Source organism: Pseudomonas sp. KBS0710 (assembly GCF_005938045.2).
Classification (GTDB): Bacteria; Pseudomonadota; Gammaproteobacteria; order Pseudomonadales; family Pseudomonadaceae; genus Aquipseudomonas.
Window position 1 is genome coordinate 3,445,900 of sequence record NZ_VCCF02000001.1, and the last position, 18,445, is coordinate 3,464,344.

An 18,445-nucleotide genomic window follows, 5' to 3' on the forward strand; every position below is an offset into this window, starting at 1 on the left:
TACGCTTTACCAAAACCACGCCTTACCATAACCAATAGGGCAGAAACTTGGGTGTCGGTTCATCGGCCAACTCCAGGTGGTAAGTAATCGAATTGAAGAAAAACATATCCAGCACCAAAAAGGCCGCAGCACCAAAACACAACAGCATGAACTCTCGCTGTGGATGTGCCTGGAACCGCGACGTTACCCAAGGGCGAATGGCAATAAGGCCGGTCAACCCCGCGCACGCGCCAAGATAGTTAGGCCGCAGCGGCGTCGCCGCATACAGGCCATAGATAAAGGCAAGTAACAACATGCCCAGGCCGACCACAGGTAAGTTCAGGCAGAACCTCAGCAACTTGTCGCGGGTACTTGCAAAGCGCTGGCTGCGATCCACGAAGATATAGGCGGCCAATAATGAAATAGCCGGCGTAATCGAAAGGATGTAACGCGCCTTCTTGGAACTTGGAATCGTGAACAGTACGATCACCACCAATAACCAACCCGTCAGGTACAGCAGCATCTGAGTGGCCGGCGCCGGCGCGCGCGCAAAAAAGTGTTTGCCCTTCTTGAAGATCACGTTTAATGCAATAAAGGCCGTGACGCCATAGGTGAGCAAGCCTGCGGAGAAGTAGAAGTAGTACCGCGGTGCGTGATCAGTGCCAAAGCGCCCCAAGCCCTGCATGACCAGCACCTCCTGCACAAAAGCCTGCCCACCTTGCAGGTACGCCGCGCCGCTCAGCACGGCAATGCCGGCGGCCAGCACCAGGCCCGCGAGCAGGCAGAACACCAGCAACAGGCGCCACTGTCGGCTTAACAGATAATAAGCGGCGACCACGCCCGCCGGGCCGATCAGGCCAATAGGGCCACGAAAGGCAAAGCCCAGCGCCAGGCCCAGAAGTACCGGCAGCAAGTGAAAGCGATGCGGGTGGAACTGGCCCGCATAGGCCAGGTAAAAACACATCACGGTAAACAGCGCCGGGTAGATGTCCAGTGCCAAGGAGTTCACGCCATCCAGGAATGACCAGGTAAACAGCGCAAATACCACCGCAAAGGCGCCCCATTTTTTTTCATGCAAGGCACCCAGCTTGTAAATAAACACCAGCATCAAGGCGGCCGCCACGCAAAAAGGCAGCCCCATCGACAGAATGGATACACGCCCAAACGGCAAGGAAACCAGGTACACAAGCAGTGTATTGAGCACCGTGTAATCGGGGTACGGCTGCAGGTCATCGGCAATCGGAAACAGCGTCACGCCATGGGCGAGCATATACTCGGCAAAGTCGACAAAACGTGTGGTGTAGTTGAGCACAGCCGGTTTGTATTGCAGGGCAGCCAATACAATAAACGCCACTATAAATATAGCTGAACAGGGTTTGTTTACAGCCAGTTCCTTTAGCCTTTTCATGCGACCTGGTGCCTGTTGAAAACGCGCAGGCTAGCATGTTGTTTTTTCGAGCATCCAGACCGCAAAGGTAAAGAGTTGTAAAGGTAATAGCGCCTGTTTACTCACCTTAGTAAGTTCTGAACAACAGCTGAATAACTGTTAATAAAAGCACTGATTAATTAACGCAGGTATTGATTTTTACTTATAAACTCGGCTGCGCCGTGAAGTAGCGCCCAGGCGTCACCCCAAACGTGCGGCGAAACAGCGCGATGAAGGCACTGACGTTGTCATAACCCAACTCCAACGCGACACGCGTGACGGGCGCGCCCGTGGCGAGCCTCTCCAGCGCGCGCAACAAACGCACGCGCTGACGCCACGCGGTAAAGCTGAACCCGGTTTCCAGCACAAACCGCCGCGTCAGTGTGCGCGGGGCGATGCCCGCCCAGGCCGCCCACTCCTGCAAGTTGCGCTCGTCGTCAGGGCAAGCGGACAGCGCCTGGGCGATCTTGCGCAGGCGCGCATCCTGAGGCATCGGCAAGCCCAAGATTACACGGGGCAGTGTGCGGATCTCATCCACAATCACTCCAGCCAAGCGCCGCTGCGCAGCATCCAGCTCAGCGCTTTGCCAGGCGGCAGCGCGCATCACTGCCTCACGCAAAAGGCCCGAGGTGGCGAGGATGCAAGGCGTATCCGGCAACTCGACACAGCCCTGCGGCGACACATACACACTCCAGCCTGCGAAGGGGCCATGGGAGCACGCGCCATGGGAGACATTCGGCGGGATCCACACCGCATGGGTGGCCGGCACCACCCACTGGCTGGCGCCGGCGTCCACCGACAACAAGCCCTGGCTTGTGCCCAGCAACTGCCCACGCCCATGGCAATGGCGCTCGGTGATACGCCATTCAGCGTCCACTCGGACCACGGCGACCACCAGCGGGTCGTCGACAGCAGTTAATACCGAAGTGGGAATTAACGGAGTGGGCATAAATGGCCTTAACAGACTATTAATTGTCTTTGATAGCGTACTCAGGCCAGATTGGCGCGTCTATAGTCGCAGCCTCTTCTCCCAGGAATACACAGCATGCGCGCCGAAGAACTGTTACCCGATGACCAGAATCAGACCGAACGCCACGGCATTGTTATCCGCAAAGGCAGCGTGGGTGCCTTTCTGGTGAATGCCCAGGCCTGGTGTGATCCAAACACCGATGCACACCAGCGAACCATTGCCGAGCAAGACCTGCTGGCGTTGCTCCCGGCATTACGTGCGCTGGGGCTGTTCGAAGTGTTTACGATTCGAGACCCGCAGTTGCAGCGCCTGGTGGATCAGTATTAAGCGCACGATTGGCGGGCTGGGTACTGCGGATATAACGTGCCGGCGATGAACCCAGGGTCTTGCGAAACATACTGATAAAGGAGCTGACCGACTCATACCCCAACGCCTCGGCGGTGCGCTGTACCGACTCGCCTTCGGCCAGGCTTTGCAAGGCCACAATGATTTGCCATTGCTTGCGCCACTGGCCAAATGTCAGCCCGGTTTCGTGCTTGACCAACCGCGCCAGCGACCGCTCACTCATCGCCACCTGATGCGCCCAATCGGCCATGGTGCGGCGGTTTTCCGGGGCCTGTGCCAAGCTGCGCGCGATAGCACGCAGTTGCGTCGAGGCCGGCAGCGGCAGGTACAGCTGCTCCGAAGGCGCTTGCTCCAATAGTTCGAGCAGCACGCTCGCCAAGCGCGCGGTTGCACTGTGCGCCGGATAATCCTGCTCCAGGGCGCCCAGGTGCTTGATCAACTCCAGGATCAACGGCGACAGCACCAGGGTGCAGCATTTTTGCGCCAGCGCGGCGGCCCCCGGTTCTATGAATAAAAACCCGACCTTGCCGTTGGCGGTGATGCGGTTGCTGTGCGCAACCTCGGCCGGGATCCACACGCCAAACCCTGTCGGCACCATCCACACGCCATCCTCCACGGTGCACACAATGCCGCCGTGATAGGCCACCACCAGTTGGCCTTTACGGTGGCGGTGTACAGCGTATTCGGCGTTATGGCGCTGGGTGCCCAGCATCATCGCGACCGCAGGCTGATGCAGCGCATCAAACTCAAACTGGTCAACCGTGTAGAGCGTGGTGTCGTCCATTGCCGGGTACTCGCGTGTCCGAATTTGATTATAAGTTGGCAGCATACTCAATATCGGCACATATGAGTATTTCTTACCATCGTCAACAGGGCCTTCAGCGTGAAGGCCGATGGCGAGACTCACGCAATGCTTAGCGAAATCACGATTGCCAACCTCTACCTGCCGCCTTTTCTGCTCTACATGGGCGCTGCCGCGCTGATTTACGCGGTGCTCGAACGCCTCCTGCGCGGTTGGCTGGATTGGACCTGGCACCCCAGCCTGACGCGGTTCTTTGTGTCCGTGGTGATCCTTTCAATACTGGTATTGAAGCTGTGAGGGGCCTGCCATGACACTCGATAAAATCCTCAAGAGCCTGGTGACCCTTGGGCTCGGGCTGCTTGCGGTGTTTTTCTGCACCCAGTTGTGGCGTGCCTACGTACTGGCACCCTGGACACGCGACGGGCGCGTCAGCGCGCAGGTCATTCGCATTGCACCCGAGGTGTCCGGCCAGGTCGAACAGTTGCGGGTGGGCGACAACCAGTGGGTGGCCAAGGGTACGTTGCTGTATCAGATTGATCAGCGCGCCTACCTGCTGGCCCAGCAACAGCGCACGGCCGAACTGGCCCAGGCGCGTAGCGTGCTTGAGCAGCGCAGCGCGCAGTTCAGGCGGCGCCAGCAACTCGGCGACGCCATTGCACGGGAGCAGACCGACAATGCCGCCCAGGACCTGGCCGTGGCCAAAGCGCAGGTGGACGCCGCTCAGAGCCAGTTGGCCCAGGCGCAGCTTGACCTGGCGCGCACCACCCTTCGTTCCCCAGTCGACGGCTATGTGACTCAGCTTCGCTTGCAGCCGGGTGATTACGCGGTGGCGGGCAGCACCAATATCTATGTGGTCGACAGCCACAGTTTCTGGGTCACCGGGTATTTCGAAGAGACCAAGCTGCCGGGCGTTCGGGTGGGTGCGCCGGCCTCGATCAAGCTGATGGGGTTTGCCCCGCTGCTCAAAGGGCATGTCGCCAGTATCGGCCGCGGGATTGCCGACGGTAACGAGTTGCGCAGCGACAGCGGCTTGCCCCAAGTGGCGCCGACGTTCAGCTGGATACGCCTGGCGCAACGCGTGCCGGTACGCATTGAACTGGACAGCGTGCCAGCGGGTGTGGAGCTGGCGGCAGGCATGACCGCCAGCGTCGAAGTCACTGAGGCCGGTGCCGAGCCGCACTGGCGACTGACTCGCTGGCTGCAGGAGTACCTGTGATGACGGGGCCGGTGGCGCGCGTGTTGGCCGTAATGCCCAAGGTGTGGACACCCGGCTCGTCGGGTTACGTGTTTCGCAGTCTGGCGGCCGCCTCCCTGGCGCTATGGCTGGGCCTGCAGCTGAACCTGGACTCACCCTTCTCGGCGACGTCGACCGTGTTACTGCTGATTCATCCGCTACAGGGCGCGGCGGTTGGCAAAGGCCTCTATCGAGCGCTGGGCACCGCGCTGGGGCTGATCGCGGCCGTGGTCCTGACGGGTTTGTTTACGCAGAAAATGTTGCTGTTCATCCTCGCAATCGGGCTGTGGCTTGGGCTGTGTGTCGCCGCCATGACCCTGCTGCGGCATTACCACGCCACCGCAGCCGTGGTCGCCGGCTACACCGTTTGCCTGGCCCTCGGCCCGGCGATCGTCGCCCCTGCGCAAGCCTTCGATCATATCGTCACACGGGGATCGGCGGTGGCGCTCGGCGTGTTGAGCTTGAGCCTGGTGGCCACACTGTTCGGGCGCAAGACGGTCGAGCTGCAACTCAAGCAAGTGCTTGGGGATGTCTGCTCGCGCACACTGCGGTTGCTGGCGACTTACTATAGCGGCGAACGTGAGACGTCCAGAGTTGAGCAAGGCCAACTCGCCAGCGATATCGCCAAGGTGGATGACCTGCTCGGGATCGGTCGAGGTGAATCACAGCTGATCCGCGCCCGGCTGTCGACCCTTCAGGCCGGGCTGGCATATTTGCACGCCGCCGTCCTGCACAGCGTGCCGACCTGTGCGCCTGCTTTACCGGCGTGTATTCACACGGGCCAGGCGCTGCAGCAAATGGCCGAAGCCCGCCCGGACTTTTTCACGACCGCCGCGCAGGTCAAGGCCCTGCAAGACCGCCTTGAAGATGAACCTGAACACCCCGCGCGGCTGAGCGAGCCGCTGGCGGACTTGTCCAGCGCCCTGGAGTGCTTTGCCTGCCTTGAGCGCACACCACCGGCGCCCGCCCGTGCGGTCGGTTTTCACCGCCACTATGGCGATGCACTGCGCAATGGCATTCGCGCCCTGGTCGCAACGCTGGCCACCGCCGCCGTGTGGTACCTCACGGCCTGGGACCAAGGCCCGTCGTTGCTGGCGGTTTTAGGCCCCTATTGCACCTTGCTGGCGGCCACTGCGGCGCCCACTCGTGGCGTTGCGGCGTTCTTCAAGGGCACGCTGTACGGCGTGTTGGCGGCGACGGTGTGCAAGTTCCTGCTGCTGCCTCATATCAGTGGCGTTGCGCTGCTCATCGTCGTACTGAGCGCCTTCTGGATCATCGGTATTCAGGCCACCACCCGGCCGCGACACGCGTTTCAGGGCATTGCCTACCTGGTCACTTTTAACACGCTGGTCAGTACCGCCGGGACTGCTCAATACGACTTCATCGATTTTGCCAATCAGGCCCTCGCCTGGCTGGTGGCACTGGCGATTTGCCTGTTGGCGTTCCAGCTGTTGCCAAGAAACGCCGAGCGCCACGTGCGCGCGATAAAGCGCGCCGTTCACACCAGCACCCGACAGTTATTGCGCGATGGCGCACGCATGGACCTGCTGAAGTGGCAGGCCAGGCAACAACACCGGATCGTGTCGTTGCAGGCGCTCACTGGCCCTGATGCCCCACTGCTTCACACGGCTGGCTATCTGTCACTGCAACTGAGCCGCAGCCTGCAACGCCTGCAAGACCAGGCCCGGCATCTGCCACCCGACACACCCAGCGCACGCTGCGCACAAAGTGGCGCCCGGCGCCTGTCCCGGTTTGCCGCCCACCCTGCGCTCAATGCCCTCCAGGCCCGACGCACTGCGCGCGCATTGACGCGCCTGGGCGCACGCGAGCTGGCGGGTTGCTACCAGGATGCAGCCGATCTGCTGGCGCAATACGCCCGTGCGGAAGGCGGCGCGCACTTGAATTTAAACAACCAAGGTGAACGAACATGAAGACACTTTTTATCGCGGCGCTGTCAGGGCTGATCCTGTGTGTTGCAATGACCGCCCAGGCCTCGGACGGTGCTGAGGCGCTGGCGCGCTGGCAGCAGCAGTTCAAACAGGAGCAAGCGCAGAAACGGCGTGCTGAGCGTGATGCAGCCGAGCATAAGGCAAACTCGGAGGAACCTCCTCCATCGTCCGCTTCAGGTCGATAAAGGCCCGCGATCAACCCAGCCTGCCTGCCACTCGTCGACAAAATAGCGTGAAGGAAAACCCCAACTACTGTATTTATATACAGCCAAATAAGTGAAACCACTTTTGCGCTGTAGAAAAACAGCGCTATGACGGCGGTCATACGCTTCGGGCCATGTCGACCCACACCCAAGCACGCATTTTACTTAAGGATGAGTAGCATGAACGACGATTTGAAGCAGTCAGGCTCTACCACAACCACCCAGACCACCGTCTCGCAGGAGCAGATCAAAACCGGCAGAGTCCTGGATTTCACCTGGGCGCCTAACGCCAACACCACCAGCACCATCGTCTCGGCAGACTACATCGACTACCAGGTCGATACCTCCCAGGGCAGCCCTACCGGCGATAGCCACTCCATTGCCCGCTTTACCTATGCCCAGGGCAAGGGTGGCGGCCAGATCAGCACACTTTTTCTGGAAGAGTTACGCGCCGGTGTGCGTGCCAACACCCAGATCGGGCTGATGGTAGGGCGCAAATGGGCGCTGGACCCCAGCACAGACGTCTCCGGCAGCATCGGCACCTATGTGTTGGAACAGTTCGACGACATGCGCGCCAGTGTCAACTATGTCGGCACCTTCGCGCGCGTCTTCGCCGACCCCAGGATGGTCACCTACCACGCCGGGGGCCACGTGCACACCAGTGCCTCAATCACGGCCAGCAGGCCCTTGACCATGGCCGATTCAGGCAAGTCGATCCTGGTGATCAGCAACACTGACGTCACACTCACCCTGGGTGACAATGTGGCTGAAGGGTTCAAGGCCACGCTGATCCAGGCGGGGGCCGGCAAGATCAACATTGCGGCATCGGGCAGCCATACGCTCTACAGCAACGCAGGGGTGCGAACGAACACGCTCAATCCACTCGATGAGCTGGAAGTCAGTACCTTCCCGGCCGGCCCGGTCTTCCTGGCATTCCGCGTCAGGCCTGGCGCTTGACACGCTAACGGCAAAGCGCTGGCCAAGGAGGCGCTCAAGGCCAGCGCTACCTGTATGCTGCTGATGCATTTGCCCGTTTTACTTTTTTTTTGAACACTGCAAACACCTTCAACACTAACACCTTACCCATTCGCTCCAACGGTGGTTCCCATGGCCCAAGACCGACACCCGCCGGCCCCTGAAAACCGGCTAATCCGCCAGGCTACGCCTGATGACGTACGCGCCCTGGTCGAGTTGGACGCCTACGCCACAGCCCACGCTCATCGGCGCGTGTTTATCCATGACGCGGTGATCAGCCAACGATGCCTGGTCGTCGTCACCGCCGGTGAATGTGCAGGCTACCTGGTGTTGACTGATGAGTTTTTCAGCTACGACTTTGTTGCGCTGGTGGTCGTGTCACCGATACATCAACGCCAGGGTCTGGCGCTGCAATTATTGGCGGGCGCAGAAGCGTTATGCAAAACGCCCAAGTTGTTTGCCTCAACCAATGCCTCCAACCGGGCGTCCCAAGCCATGCTTGCCAGGGCCGGTTTTATACCCAGCGGGCGAATCGAGAACCTTGATGAGCATGATCCTGAGCTTGTCTATGTAAAGTTCGTGCGTTAATCGGGAGGATTTCCTTTGTCCACATTCACGTTGACTTCGCGTATTTACCACACGCCCCGCCATACCACGCAGTACCTGGAGTCGGGCCCGGCCGATGGGCCGTTGATGATATTCCTGCACGGCTGGCCCGAGCTCAGCCTGATCTGGCGCGCGCAAATCGAGGCATTCGCCGCCCAAGGCTGGCACTGCGTCGCACCCGACATGCGCGGCTATGGCGGTTCCTCTGCGCCGTCCGACACCAACGCCTATACCCTTGAAAACATCGTGGCCGACATGGCCGAGTTGCATGACCATCTCGGTGGAGCGCCCGCCATTTGGGTGGGCCACGATTGGGGCAGCGTGGTGGCGGGTGAACTGGCCGCCCATCAACCGCAGCGCAGCCGCGGCGTGGTGCTGGTGTCGGTGCCCTACTTCCCGAGCACCAACGCACTGCCCACGCTCGTGCCGCTGGTGGACCGCACGCTCTATCCGGCAAACCAGTACCCAGACGGTCAATGGGACTACTACCGCTACTACAACACGCACTTTGCGAGTGCTGTCGCTGATCTTGATGCGGATAAAGCCGCATCGCTGGCGTCGATTTATCGACGCGGTGATCCGGCGAATATCAGCAAGGTGGCATCAAACGCCGAAGTCACCCGCAAAGGCGGGCGGTTTGGCGAGGCGCATCGGGCGCCACCCACCCAACCCGACCCGGCGCTGTGGCCACAGGCGGACTTCGCGGCACTGGTACGCAGTTTCGAGGCGCATGGTTTCCGCGCGCCCTGCGCGTGGTACCTGAACGACGCTGCCAACATCGATTACGCCCACCGCGCGCCCAATGGCGGCCGCCTGTCGTTGCCGGTACTGTTTGTGAACGGCGATTACGACCCGATGAACACCATCAAGGGCAATCGGTTGGGCGATCCCATGCGTGCAGCTTGCGCAGACCTCAGCATAACCAGCTTATCCGGCGGGCATTGGTTGCCGGTGGAGTGCAAGACGGGACTGGTTGAGGTCATAAATACCTGGCTGCAAAGTAGAAACTTTAGCGGACAGCCAGGCTAGTGGCCGCCTCAATTCACCGAGACCAGTTTGAGCCCAATCACGCCTGCCAGGATCACCGCGATACAGAGTATCCGCGGCATCAACGTCGAGTCGCCCAGCAAGGCCATGCCGACATTTGAAAGGGTTCGCCGGGCCTCGAAACCCGGCGAGAGCGTATGGGATCAAGCTTTTTCGGCGGCTGCCGGTTTCGAGCGGAATGCCACGCCGAGTCGGTTGAAGGCGTTCATCAAGCTGATGGCGTAGGTGAGATCGGCCAATTCCTTTTCGCTGAACTCAGCGGCAGCGGCCGCATAGACGGCGTCGGGAACGCCGGTTTCGGCAACCCGCGTGACACTTTCCGCCCAGGCCAGTGCAATGCGTTCACGCGGGGTGAAGACATTCCCGGCGTCGTGCCACACCGGCACCAACACCAGTTTTTCTGTCGCGACACCGAGGTTGAGCAGGTCGCGAGAATGCATGTCGATGCAAAACGCACAGCCATTGATGAGCGAGACCCGCAGGTAAACCAGGTCGATCAACTCGGTGGGCAAACCGCTCTTGAGCAAATAGCCGTACACATTGCCGAAGGCCTTGTAACCCTCAGGGGAAGCGCTGGAGTAGTTGATGCGGTGAGTCATGATGAATCCTCGGGGTTTGCTGTTTGGAGGACTGCATCGTGGGGCCGCTTGGCCTATGCTTGAAGAGCCATGTTTTGGTTAATGCCATAGGCCATGTTTATACCGTCATGGCCCAGTCGCCGAAGCGATTCATGGCCCTTTGAAGCAGGTCATGAGACTTGTAGGGTGGTTGTTTAAGCCTGCGACACTGTCGCCTTCAGAGCCCGCGCATGAGAAAACCCGTCAATCGCTTTTCGCCCATCAACCCCAGCTCCAGGGAGCCGATCTACCGGCAGATCTACTCGCGGTTTCGCAGTGCGATCACCGACGGGGTACTCGCACCGGGCGAACGCATTCCCGCGGCTCGAGCACTCGCTAAAGAGCTGGGGCTGGCACGGGGAACCGTCGATACCGCCTACGCGTTACTGACCGCCGAAGGTTACCTTCAGTCGCGTGGCCAGGCCGGTACGGTAGTAGCGCAAGGGCTCAATGTACAGGCAACCCGCAGCCGAGAGGCAGCCAGCTTGAGCCCAGTCTCGGGCGCCGCGCTGCGGCAAAAGTCGCCGGTGCTGCCCTTTCAGATGGCCTTGCCGGCGCTGGATGAATTCCCGCGCAAAATCTGGGCGCAGATCGGCGCTCGTTGCGTGCGCGCAACGGGGGTTGCGCAGATGGCCAATCCATCGGCACAGGGCCTGGAGCCCTTGCGCAGCGCGATCGCCGGCTACCTGCACTTGGCGCGTGGCATCAGTTGCCAGCCGTCGCAGGTATTCATCACTTCGGGCTACCGCAACACCCTGACGCTGATCGTGCACGCCCTGCTGCACCCGGGCGACCGCGTCCTCGTCGAAAATCCCGGTTACCCCCCTACCCGCCAGGTGCTCGAATACTTGCAGATCGGCGTGCAATCGGTTGCGGTGGACCAGGACGGCATGCAAGTTACGCAAGCCATTAACGACTCTTGCGGTGCACGTGCCGCTGTGGTCACGCCAGCCCATCAGAGCCCGTTGTGCATGTCGCTGTCGTTGCCACGACGCTTGCAACTGCTGGAGTGGGCAAGTCGAGAGCAAGCGTGGCTCATCGAGGACGATTACGACGGCGAGTACCGTTACGTCAGCCACCCGCTTCCCGCGCTCAAGAGTCTGGACCGCGAGGGTCGCGTCCTTTACGCCGGCACCTTCAGCAAAGTATTGTTTCCCGGCATTCGCATTGCGTATCTGGTGGTGCCGCTGGCGCAGGTCGAACGCTTCGAGCAGGTTGCCCAGACGTTCCTCGGCGGCGTCCCGGAGCTGACCCAGGCCATCGTTGCGACCTTTGTCACCGAGGGCCACTTCGCCCGTCATATCCAGCGCATGCGCAAACTCTACGGCGAACGCCGGTCAGCAGTCGTCAAAGGCCTGAGCAATGCCTTGGGCGAACACATTCACATCGATGCCCAACCCGGCGGCATGCACCTGATCCTGCGATTGACCGGGCCACAATCAGACCGTGCGCTGGTCGAGCGCCTGCGGCACGCGGGGATCTACGCCGAAGCCTTGAGCGAGTGTTGCATCGGTGCCCAAACCCACTGCGGGCTGATGCTCGGTTTCGCCAACATCGACTCGCAAGCCAGTGCCGAACGGCTTGGGCAAAAAATCCTGGCGCTGCTCTGACCAAGCTCACGGCCCATGCTCGCGGCCAATTCTTGGCTCTTGGTAGGGGGGCCAAGCGACGACATCATGCAGATCCAGTTTGCCTGCCTGAAATCCAACCCCAGGATCAATTCCATGATTAGCGCTTCTCCGCTGCGCAGCATTGCCGTGTTCTGCGGCTCCAACCACGGCTTTAACCCAGCCTATGCCGAAGGCGCCCGGGCGTTGGGCCGAGAGATCGCCAGGCGCGATGTGTGTTTGGTGTATGGCGGCACAAGCAAAGGCTTGATGGGTGTGCTGGCCGACACCGTGCTCGCCGAGGGGGGTGAAGTTGTAGGCATCATCACCCAACTGTTGTACGACCTCGGGCACCTGTACCCAGGCCTGACCCGGCATGAAGTGACACCCGACATGCGCACTCGCAAGACCCGCATGAGCGAATGCGCGGACGCGTTCATTGCCCTGCCCGGTGGCTTGGGAACCTTTGAAGAATTGTTCGAGGTGGCCACGCTGACGCAGCTCGGCGAACACCACAAAGGCGTCGCGTGCTTGAACATAGAGGGCTTTTTCGAACCGCTGCGCAGCCTGCTCAATCATGCGGCGAGTGAGGGCTTCATGAAGACCGAACACAGCGAGATGGTGGTGTTCGATACCGACCCGGTGGCGCTGATCGATGCGCTTGAACGATGGCAGGCGCCGACCGTGACGAAATGGATCGGCGCTCAGTGATCTGAATGCTTTCAGGTCCTGGCGGGTTTCGATGTGCGTAATTGAGTACTCATTTGTGAAGGCTGGTAAGCCGCCTTTTATCAAACCGCTGAGAAGCCACACTTCGGCAGGGTCTGAGGTAAAGCAAACCCTTCAAAGCTGCGCTGGGTGATCGGGTTGTTGGCCTTTTGCGCACCAATGCAATAACGCATTAATCCATCGGCAACCACAAAAGTCAGGTCCACGCGGGTTTCGGCTCTTCCATTGACGTGCCCGCGGCTAAGCAGCCGAAACAGTGACCACGCTCCCCGGTCAAAGCGTTCGATACATTCAAACTGGCAGGCAAGAGCAAACGCAGCGCGTCCGGCTCGATTTAGCTACAATCTCATAGGTTTTTCAAGGTACCGCTGCATGGATATTTCATCGTTTCGCGGGCGCTTTACGCGCTTGAACAAACGCCTGCGCCAAGAGGCGCAGAATCATCCCGAAACGTGGTCACAGATGCTGGTGTTGAGTGCCATCAGTCAAATGGACGGCATGGCAACGCCTTCAAAAATTGCCGAGGCGGAGAACTTACGTTCATCCAACCTCGCGTCGCTGTTGAAGGACCTGGAGGCCCGAGACCTGATTACCCGAACGCCTGACACCGAAGATCGCAGACGCACCTGGATCGGTCTATCCGAACAAGGCCAGAACGTCCTGCAGGCAAGCCGTCAGCGCCGCGATGAGTGGCTGGCTGAAGCGGTCAACGCCTGCCTGACGGCCAGCGAGTGCAAGCAATTGGAAGCGGCCGGGCTGCTGATGGACAAACTAAGCCACTATGGCCGCGCCGAGGAACGCTGAACTCGCTTTATCCTTCAATCAGTTTTTCAGGCATCACGCTCGCCGTCGCATGTGTACGCTCGAACTGTAACGGCGTTGCGGTGACGTGCCCGGCAAGATTTTCAGCCGTTTCCGTTCCAGGCTCATCTGGCCCTTGATGCCTCTCCAGTTGAAGCCAATGGTATTCCAGACCGCGCGGGTCATTTTCCGAGCGCACGGACACCCCCTCCAGGCGCCCCCTGCCCTGGCGCGTTATTTTCAAGGGCAGTACGGCAGTCGGCGCACAACTCGGAAAGTTCACGTTCAGGCAAACGTCCTCGGGCCACTCCATCGCCATAAGGTGCTCAATAACGGCGGCCCCGTGGTTGAGCGCGTTTCCCCAAGGCACAGCGGTACGGTCGGTAAACGCCTGGCTCAGCGCAATGGACGGGATACCAAACAACAGTCCCGTCATCGCGGCGCCGATGGTGCCCGAGAACACCGTTTCCGTTCCCAGGTTCGCCCCGCGATTCACGCCGGATAAAATCAGGTCCGGCTTGTCGTGATTGAGCAAATGCCCGAGCGCCACAGCAACGCAGTCTCCCGGCGTGCCGGTGACCGCAAACCGGCGTATTCCGTGGTAGCTCAGGCGCAGAGGGGCATGAAGGCTCAATGAATGCGAGGTACCGCTTTGGTCAAGCAGCGGTGCAACAACCCAGACTTCATTCGCCAATTGGCTGGCGATACGCTCCAACACCTTGAGCCCTGGGGCATCAATGCCATCGTCATTGGTCAGCAGAATTCGTTCAAATCGATGTTGTCCGTTCGCCATGGCCACGCCCCGTCAATGCCGCACCAGGCGCTGGAGTTAACGCCGTAGACGGCATTATTACCTATATTTAAATAGCTATCTACATATAGGCACTTACATTACGATCACACTGGAAATTCTGCTCTGATCAGGGTGCCCCCCTGGGCGCGGTTGCTGGCGGTAATGGCTCCGCCGTGGGCCTGGCAGATCGCACGGGCGATGGACAGGCCTAACCCGCTGCCGCCCGAGTAACGTGCCCTGGAGCGCTCCGCCCGCCAGAAGCGGTCAAACACACTGTCCAGATGCTGCGCTTCGATCCCAGGGCCTCGATCTCCGATCTCGATCACCATGCAGTCGTCGACACGATGCGCCATCACACTCAATTCGCCTCCCCCGGCCGCGTAACGCAGCAGGTTATCCACCAGGATATTGATCACCTGGCCCAGGCGATCGCGATCGGCACGCAGACGAAGCCCGTCGGCAATACTGATCTGCGTGCGCACGCCGGCCTCATCCAGCTGCGGCTGGAACCAGGCCAGGCGCTCGGCGACCAGGGCCGCCAGGGAAAAATCGCTGCGCTCCAGCACCAACCGGCCGGCCCGGGCCATCGACAACAGGTGCAGGTCATCCACCAGTTTTCGCAGTTGATCAAGCTGACGCTTGACCATGCCCAACTGCGCGGTGTCGCTGGGGAACACCTCATCGAGCATGCCCTGCACCCGGCCCATGGCAGCGTTCAATGGCGTGCGCAGTTCGTGGGCGATGACCGCGCTGGACTCGCGTACATCACGCTCGTAGCGCTCCAGTTGCGTGGTCATGCTGTTGAAGTCGCTGATCAGGCGCTGCAGCTCATCGGGTGCGGCGCGGTGAACCGGCAGGCGCGTCAGGAAATCACCGCCGGCGACCCGCCGCGCGCCCTGGGCAATCGCCGAGAACTGGCTGGACAAGGGTCGCGAAAACCACAAGCCACAGACGATGATGATCGGAATAGCCGCCAGCACCAGGCAAGCCAGAATCAGCCAGTCTCGGTTGGCCATGTCCGGCTGGAAGAATTCCACCGGATAATATTCGGCAACCAGTTGGCGCAGACGTTTTTCGTTGAGCTGCGGCTCGGCGCGCAGCTGCAGCAACTCTTCGCGCGCCGCTGGCGGCAGGTGCTGCAAAAAATACCGGTCCGACAGCCTGAAGTTGATCCACATGCAAATGGCGATCACCACCACCGCGCCAATCGCCAACAGGCTCATGCGCAAACCGACCCAGCGCCACAGAGGTTTGTCGTTGACCCGTGATTTCTCAAACATGCTGCTTACCTGAACCGATAGCCAATGGAGCGCACCGTCACCAGTACCCCGGCGATGCCATGGGTTTCGAGCTTGCGCCGCAGGTTGTGCACATGGGTGTCGACAACGCGGGCCAGGGCTTCGCTTTCCGGCAGGCAGATTTCCAGCAGCTCATCACGGGTGAACGCCTTGGAGGGTGTCTTCAGCAAGGTGACTAACAATTTGAACTCCGTGGGCGTCAGATCCAGCAGTTGCGATGGTGCATCGCGATGTTCAATGGCCGCGGTAAAGGCGACGAGGTCCACTCGCAGGTTTTCATGGCGCAACAGCTGCTCCACCGGCTGGCTGCCCATGGTGCGCCGCAACACCGCGTGCACCCGCGCCACCACCTCGCGCGGGCTGTAGGGCTTGACCACATAGTCGTCGGCGCCATAGCGCAAGGCGCCGAGTTTTTCCGGCTCGTCCCCCATGGCCGTGACCATGATCACGGGCGTGTCACTGCTGCGCCGCACGGCGGATAACACCTCGGTGCCACTCAAGCGCGGCAGCATCACGTCGAGCAGAATCAGGTCGGGCCGCCAACTTTTGTGCAGGTCCAGACCGCGCTGGCCGTCTTCGGCCAGCGCCACCTCAAAACCGTCCCGGCGCAGATAGGCTTCGAGAATGTTGGCGCTGTCGGCGTCGTCTTCGACGATGAGGATACGTTTTCCTGACACAAAGAAGCCTCTTGATGAAACCTTGATAATTCACGCACGGTTTATTGAAAGTCCGCGGGCAGTATTGCCCTACGCCCGACTTTCGCGAACCGATCCTATGCCGACCACTGCATCGCTGTCCAAACCTATCCAGCTGCCTGAACGCCTCGGCGCGGTTTTGCTGCTGGTCGGCATGCTGACCGGCTGTTCGCTGGCGCCGACGTACCAGACGCCCGCGTTGCCGGTGCCGAGCAACCTGCAAGGTACACGGGTAACAGGCGCACCCTCCTCCACGTTCAACAGCGTAGAAGCGCTTAGCGAAGAGGAAAAACAACTGTTGGCCGGCCTGGACTCATCCGCGCAGTTGCCGGCAATAGTTGAACAAGCCTTGGACTACAACCGCGACCTGCGCCTGGCGTTGCTGCGCGTAGAGCAAGCCCGTGCCCAGTTTGGTCTGTCCCGTGCCGATCGCTTGCCCACGGTAGCGCTGGGGCTGCAACGCAACCGCCAGCATCTGCACGACAAGGCTGCCGACGAGCGTTATGGGCAGGACATCGCGGTGGCCTCCGTGGGCATCTCGGACTTCGAGCTGGATTTTTTCGGCCGGGTGCGCAGCCTGTCCGAAGCGGCGCAGCATGACTACCTGGCCACGCACTACGGCGCCCTCGCCACGCGCAAGGCGCTGATCGTTGAAGTGGCGCGCCTGTATTTACAGGAGCGCTTGCAAGCAAGCGTGCAGGCCGACACGCACTCCATGCTCGACAACCAGAACCAGTTGCTGAGCGTTTTCGTCGGCCAGCAAACGCAAGGCCTCATCGCCCAGGACACAGTCGACACCCAACGCATGGAAGCTCGGCGTGCCACCCAGCAATGGCAGGACGCAAGCGCCGATCATGCCAGTGCACAGCAGGCGTTGGCGTGGGTTACCGGGTATCAGGCCGCACCTTCGACAGCGGCCACGACAGACCCTGCAGTTGACCTGCAGCCCCCACCCTGGCTGATCGAACTCTCGTCCCATCGGCTGTTGCAACGCTTCGATGTACGCCAATGCGAACAGGTCCTGCACGCCGCGAACGCCAACATAGGCGCGGCGCGAGCGGCGTTCTTCCCCTCGATCACCTTGAGCACCGGCGCCGGCATCGCCAGCCCGCACTTGAGCACCTTGTTTTTATCCGGCAGCGGCGCCTGGTTGTTCACCCCGCAACTGAACCTGCCGCTGTTCGACGGTGGCCGCAACCAGGCCAACCTGGACCTGGCCACCGCGCGCCAACAGTCCGCCGTCGCCCAATACGAAAAGACCGTGCAGGACGCCTTCCGCGAAATCGCCGACCTGTTGGCTCAACGTCAGCAAGCGTTGGCCAACGCCACCACGCAAATTGATCTGGCGGCATTGACCGCCTTGAAGGCCAAGCGTCTTGACCAACAGATTGTCGCTGGTGCGGCGGCACGTTCGGAGCACCCGGCGGCGGCCATTCGCCTGACTGAATCGGCCATCGAATTACGCAAGGCCACCTACCAATTATTGTTCAACCGCCTCGCGCTGTATCGCGCGCTGTCCGGCGCACCGCTATTTTCCTCCGCTGAAAGGGTTTCACCATGAACTTGAACACTCCCCCTACCCGCACCGTGCTGTGGGGCGCCGTCTTGATGGCCTGCACGCTGGCGACCCCGGCACAGGCGGCAGACGCCAGCCAGGCAGCCGACAAAACCACCGCCACCCTGGGCCTTGGCATGGGTGTCACGCCGCGCTACATGGGTGCAGACCGCTACCGCGCGCTTGTGCTGCCGATGTTCAAAATCCAGCACGGTGTGCTGTTCGCCGACACCACCCGTGGTGTGGGCCTGCAATTTCAATCCGACAGCGGCTTTGGCGCCAGCGCGGCGATCAACTACGACCTGGGCCGTAAGGAAAAGGATAGCACCAGCCGCCCGGGCGCCCGCGAGTTGAAAGGCATGGGCGATGTCAACGGCGCCACCGTCGCCGACTTCACCCTCAGCCAGCAACTGCTTGACTGGCTGTCGGTCAGCGGCGAAGCCGAACTGCGCATGGCCGGCGAGCACCGTGGCAACCGCTACCGCTTTGGCCTGGAAGGCATCCTGGTTCATACCGACAGCGATACCCTGGCCCTGGACATCGACGCCCATGCCGGCGATGGCCGCTACAACCAGACTTTCTTCGGCGTCACCCAGGCACAGAGCCAACGTTCACTCTACGGGCGATACGACGCTGATGCTGGGATCTACGCCTACTCTGCCGCCTTGAACTGGCAGCACAGCCTGGACGCGCACTGGTCGACGCTGGTCAGCCTGACGCTGACCCAGTACGCCGACCAGGCCCGTAACAGCCCGCTGGTCAGGCGTGAAAGCGCCGGCATGGGCATGTTCGCCATCAACTACACCTTCTGATA

At 60.8% G+C, this 18,445-nt stretch carries 21 protein-coding genes; 13 read left to right on the forward strand and 8 right to left on the reverse strand.

Annotated elements, in window-relative coordinates:
* Positions 1-22 precede the first annotated feature (22 nt).
* Entirely contained in the window at positions 23-1,387 is a 1,365-nt protein-coding gene (locus FFI16_RS15445; protein WP_138815572.1) for a glycosyltransferase family 39 protein, read from the reverse strand.
* Positions 1,388-1,568: 181 nt separating this feature from the next.
* Entirely contained in the window at positions 1,569-2,354 is a 786-nt protein-coding gene (locus FFI16_RS15450; RefSeq protein ID WP_138815571.1) for a helix-turn-helix transcriptional regulator, read from the reverse strand.
* A gap of 96 nt (positions 2,355-2,450) precedes the next feature.
* On the opposite strand from FFI16_RS15450, the gene FFI16_RS15455 reads away from it, so the two are divergent.
* Complete coding sequence (locus FFI16_RS15455; protein WP_138815570.1) at positions 2,451-2,702, forward strand: hypothetical protein; 252 nt, start codon at positions 2,451-2,453, stop codon at positions 2,700-2,702.
* Here the strand turns inward: FFI16_RS15455 and FFI16_RS15460 are convergent.
* Positions 2,656-3,504 (reverse strand): helix-turn-helix domain-containing protein, encoded by an 849-nt coding sequence (locus FFI16_RS15460; RefSeq protein WP_138815569.1) that lies wholly within the window; start codon positions 3,502-3,504, stop codon positions 2,656-2,658. The genes FFI16_RS15455 and FFI16_RS15460 overlap by 47 nt on opposite strands.
* 126 nt (positions 3,505-3,630) lie before the next feature.
* Here FFI16_RS15460 and FFI16_RS15465 point away from each other — a divergent pair, with 126 nt between their 5' ends.
* The 7 genes from FFI16_RS15465 (at position 3,631) to FFI16_RS15495 (ending at position 9,518) form a co-directional block, all read left to right on the forward strand.
* Complete coding sequence (locus tag FFI16_RS15465) at positions 3,631-3,819, forward strand: DUF1656 domain-containing protein (protein WP_178112684.1); 189 nt, start codon at positions 3,631-3,633, stop codon at positions 3,817-3,819.
* A gap of 10 nt (positions 3,820-3,829) precedes the next feature.
* Positions 3,830-4,738 (forward strand): HlyD family secretion protein, encoded by a 909-nt coding sequence (locus FFI16_RS15470; RefSeq protein WP_138815567.1) that lies wholly within the window; start codon positions 3,830-3,832, stop codon positions 4,736-4,738.
* The gene (locus FFI16_RS15475; RefSeq protein ID WP_138815566.1) at positions 4,738-6,687 is read left to right on the forward strand and encodes an FUSC family protein; all 1,950 of its coding nucleotides are present in this window, start codon (positions 4,738-4,740) and stop codon (positions 6,685-6,687) included. The genes FFI16_RS15470 and FFI16_RS15475 overlap by 1 nt, the downstream gene beginning before the upstream one ends.
* A complete protein-coding gene (locus FFI16_RS15480; protein ID WP_138815565.1) occupies positions 6,684-6,890 on the forward strand; it encodes a hypothetical protein in 207 nt (68 codons plus the stop codon). The genes FFI16_RS15475 and FFI16_RS15480 overlap by 4 nt, the downstream gene beginning before the upstream one ends.
* A gap of 198 nt (positions 6,891-7,088) precedes the next feature.
* Positions 7,089-7,865, forward strand: coding sequence for a hypothetical protein (locus FFI16_RS15485; protein ID WP_178112685.1), 777 nt, complete (start codon positions 7,089-7,091; stop codon positions 7,863-7,865).
* Positions 7,866-8,015: 150 nt separating this feature from the next.
* The gene (locus FFI16_RS15490) at positions 8,016-8,471 is read left to right on the forward strand and encodes a GNAT family N-acetyltransferase (protein ID WP_138815563.1); all 456 of its coding nucleotides are present in this window, start codon (positions 8,016-8,018) and stop codon (positions 8,469-8,471) included.
* A gap of 15 nt (positions 8,472-8,486) precedes the next feature.
* Positions 8,487-9,518 (forward strand): alpha/beta hydrolase, encoded by a 1,032-nt coding sequence (locus FFI16_RS15495; RefSeq protein ID WP_138815562.1) that lies wholly within the window; start codon positions 8,487-8,489, stop codon positions 9,516-9,518.
* Positions 9,519-9,679: 161 nt separating this feature from the next.
* Here FFI16_RS15495 and FFI16_RS15500 read toward each other — a convergent pair whose 3' ends face one another.
* Positions 9,680-10,135: a carboxymuconolactone decarboxylase family protein gene (locus FFI16_RS15500; protein ID WP_138815561.1), complete on the reverse strand. Its 456-nt coding sequence runs from the start codon at positions 10,133-10,135 to the stop codon at positions 9,680-9,682.
* 209 nt (positions 10,136-10,344) lie between these two features.
* Between FFI16_RS15500 and FFI16_RS15505 the strand changes: the two genes are divergently transcribed.
* On the forward strand, positions 10,345-11,763 hold the full coding sequence (locus FFI16_RS15505) for a PLP-dependent aminotransferase family protein (RefSeq protein ID WP_138815560.1): 1,419 nt from the start codon (positions 10,345-10,347) through the stop codon (positions 11,761-11,763).
* 114 nt (positions 11,764-11,877) lie between these two features.
* Entirely contained in the window at positions 11,878-12,471 is a 594-nt protein-coding gene (locus FFI16_RS15510) for a TIGR00730 family Rossman fold protein (protein ID WP_138815559.1), read from the forward strand.
* Positions 12,472-12,551: 80 nt separating this feature from the next.
* On the opposite strand, the gene FFI16_RS15515 is transcribed toward FFI16_RS15510, so the two are convergent.
* Positions 12,552-12,695: a hypothetical protein gene (locus FFI16_RS15515; protein ID WP_371923605.1), complete on the reverse strand. Its 144-nt coding sequence runs from the start codon at positions 12,693-12,695 to the stop codon at positions 12,552-12,554.
* Positions 12,696-12,861: 166 nt separating this feature from the next.
* Here FFI16_RS15515 and FFI16_RS15520 point away from each other — a divergent pair, with 166 nt between their 5' ends.
* On the forward strand, positions 12,862-13,293 hold the full coding sequence (locus FFI16_RS15520; RefSeq protein WP_138815558.1) for a MarR family winged helix-turn-helix transcriptional regulator: 432 nt from the start codon (positions 12,862-12,864) through the stop codon (positions 13,291-13,293).
* A gap of 7 nt (positions 13,294-13,300) precedes the next feature.
* Here the strand turns inward: FFI16_RS15520 and surE are convergent, their stop codons facing one another.
* From surE to FFI16_RS15535, 3 genes are all read right to left on the reverse strand, one after another.
* On the reverse strand, positions 13,301-14,083 hold the full coding sequence (gene surE / locus FFI16_RS15525; protein WP_138815557.1) for a 5'/3'-nucleotidase SurE: 783 nt from the start codon (positions 14,081-14,083) through the stop codon (positions 13,301-13,303).
* Between the two features lie 104 nt (positions 14,084-14,187).
* Positions 14,188-15,363, reverse strand: coding sequence for a cell wall metabolism sensor histidine kinase WalK (locus FFI16_RS15530; protein WP_138815556.1), 1,176 nt, complete (start codon positions 15,361-15,363; stop codon positions 14,188-14,190).
* A 5-nt stretch (positions 15,364-15,368) separates the two neighbouring features.
* Positions 15,369-16,058 carry a response regulator gene (locus FFI16_RS15535; RefSeq protein ID WP_138815555.1) on the reverse strand — a complete coding sequence of 230 codons (690 nt, stop codon included), beginning with the start codon at positions 16,056-16,058 and terminating at the stop codon, positions 15,369-15,371.
* Positions 16,059-16,155: 97 nt separating this feature from the next.
* Here FFI16_RS15535 and FFI16_RS15540 point away from each other — a divergent pair, with 97 nt between their 5' ends.
* A complete protein-coding gene (locus FFI16_RS15540) occupies positions 16,156-17,637 on the forward strand; it encodes an efflux transporter outer membrane subunit (RefSeq protein WP_138815554.1) in 1,482 nt (493 codons plus the stop codon).
* A complete protein-coding gene (locus tag FFI16_RS15545) occupies positions 17,634-18,443 on the forward strand; it encodes a MipA/OmpV family protein (protein ID WP_138815553.1) in 810 nt (269 codons plus the stop codon). Before FFI16_RS15540 ends, FFI16_RS15545 begins: the two co-directional genes overlap by 4 nt.
* Positions 18,444-18,445 lie beyond the last annotated feature (2 nt).

Bases quoted from the DNA above. Each gene is read 5' to 3' on its own strand.
- FFI16_RS15445 (WP_138815572.1), bottom strand. From the start codon at position 1,387: ATGAAAAGGCTAAAGGAACTGGCTGTAAACAAACCCTGTTCAGCTATA.
- FFI16_RS15450 (WP_138815571.1), bottom strand. From the start codon at position 2,354: ATGCCCACTCCGTTAATTCCCACTTCGGTATTAACTGCTGTCGACGAC.
- FFI16_RS15455 (WP_138815570.1), top strand. From the start codon at position 2,451: ATGCGCGCCGAAGAACTGTTACCCGATGACCAGAATCAGACCGAACGC.
- FFI16_RS15460 (WP_138815569.1), bottom strand. From the start codon at position 3,504: ATGGACGACACCACGCTCTACACGGTTGACCAGTTTGAGTTTGATGCG.
- FFI16_RS15465 (WP_178112684.1), top strand. From the start codon at position 3,631: ATGCTTAGCGAAATCACGATTGCCAACCTCTACCTGCCGCCTTTTCTG.
- FFI16_RS15470 (WP_138815567.1), top strand. From the start codon at position 3,830: ATGACACTCGATAAAATCCTCAAGAGCCTGGTGACCCTTGGGCTCGGG.
- FFI16_RS15475 (WP_138815566.1), top strand. From the start codon at position 4,738: ATGACGGGGCCGGTGGCGCGCGTGTTGGCCGTAATGCCCAAGGTGTGG.
- FFI16_RS15480 (WP_138815565.1), top strand. From the start codon at position 6,684: ATGAAGACACTTTTTATCGCGGCGCTGTCAGGGCTGATCCTGTGTGTT.
- FFI16_RS15485 (WP_178112685.1), top strand. From the start codon at position 7,089: ATGAACGACGATTTGAAGCAGTCAGGCTCTACCACAACCACCCAGACC.
- FFI16_RS15490 (WP_138815563.1), top strand. From the start codon at position 8,016: ATGGCCCAAGACCGACACCCGCCGGCCCCTGAAAACCGGCTAATCCGC.
- FFI16_RS15500 (WP_138815561.1), bottom strand. From the start codon at position 10,135: ATGACTCACCGCATCAACTACTCCAGCGCTTCCCCTGAGGGTTACAAG.
- FFI16_RS15505 (WP_138815560.1), top strand. From the start codon at position 10,345: ATGAGAAAACCCGTCAATCGCTTTTCGCCCATCAACCCCAGCTCCAGG.
- FFI16_RS15510 (WP_138815559.1), top strand. From the start codon at position 11,878: ATGATTAGCGCTTCTCCGCTGCGCAGCATTGCCGTGTTCTGCGGCTCC.
- FFI16_RS15520 (WP_138815558.1), top strand. From the start codon at position 12,862: ATGGATATTTCATCGTTTCGCGGGCGCTTTACGCGCTTGAACAAACGC.
- surE (WP_138815557.1), bottom strand. From the start codon at position 14,083: ATGGCGAACGGACAACATCGATTTGAACGAATTCTGCTGACCAATGAC.
- FFI16_RS15530 (WP_138815556.1), bottom strand. From the start codon at position 15,363: ATGTTTGAGAAATCACGGGTCAACGACAAACCTCTGTGGCGCTGGGTC.
- FFI16_RS15540 (WP_138815554.1), top strand. From the start codon at position 16,156: ATGCCGACCACTGCATCGCTGTCCAAACCTATCCAGCTGCCTGAACGC.
- FFI16_RS15545 (WP_138815553.1), top strand. From the start codon at position 17,634: ATGAACTTGAACACTCCCCCTACCCGCACCGTGCTGTGGGGCGCCGTC.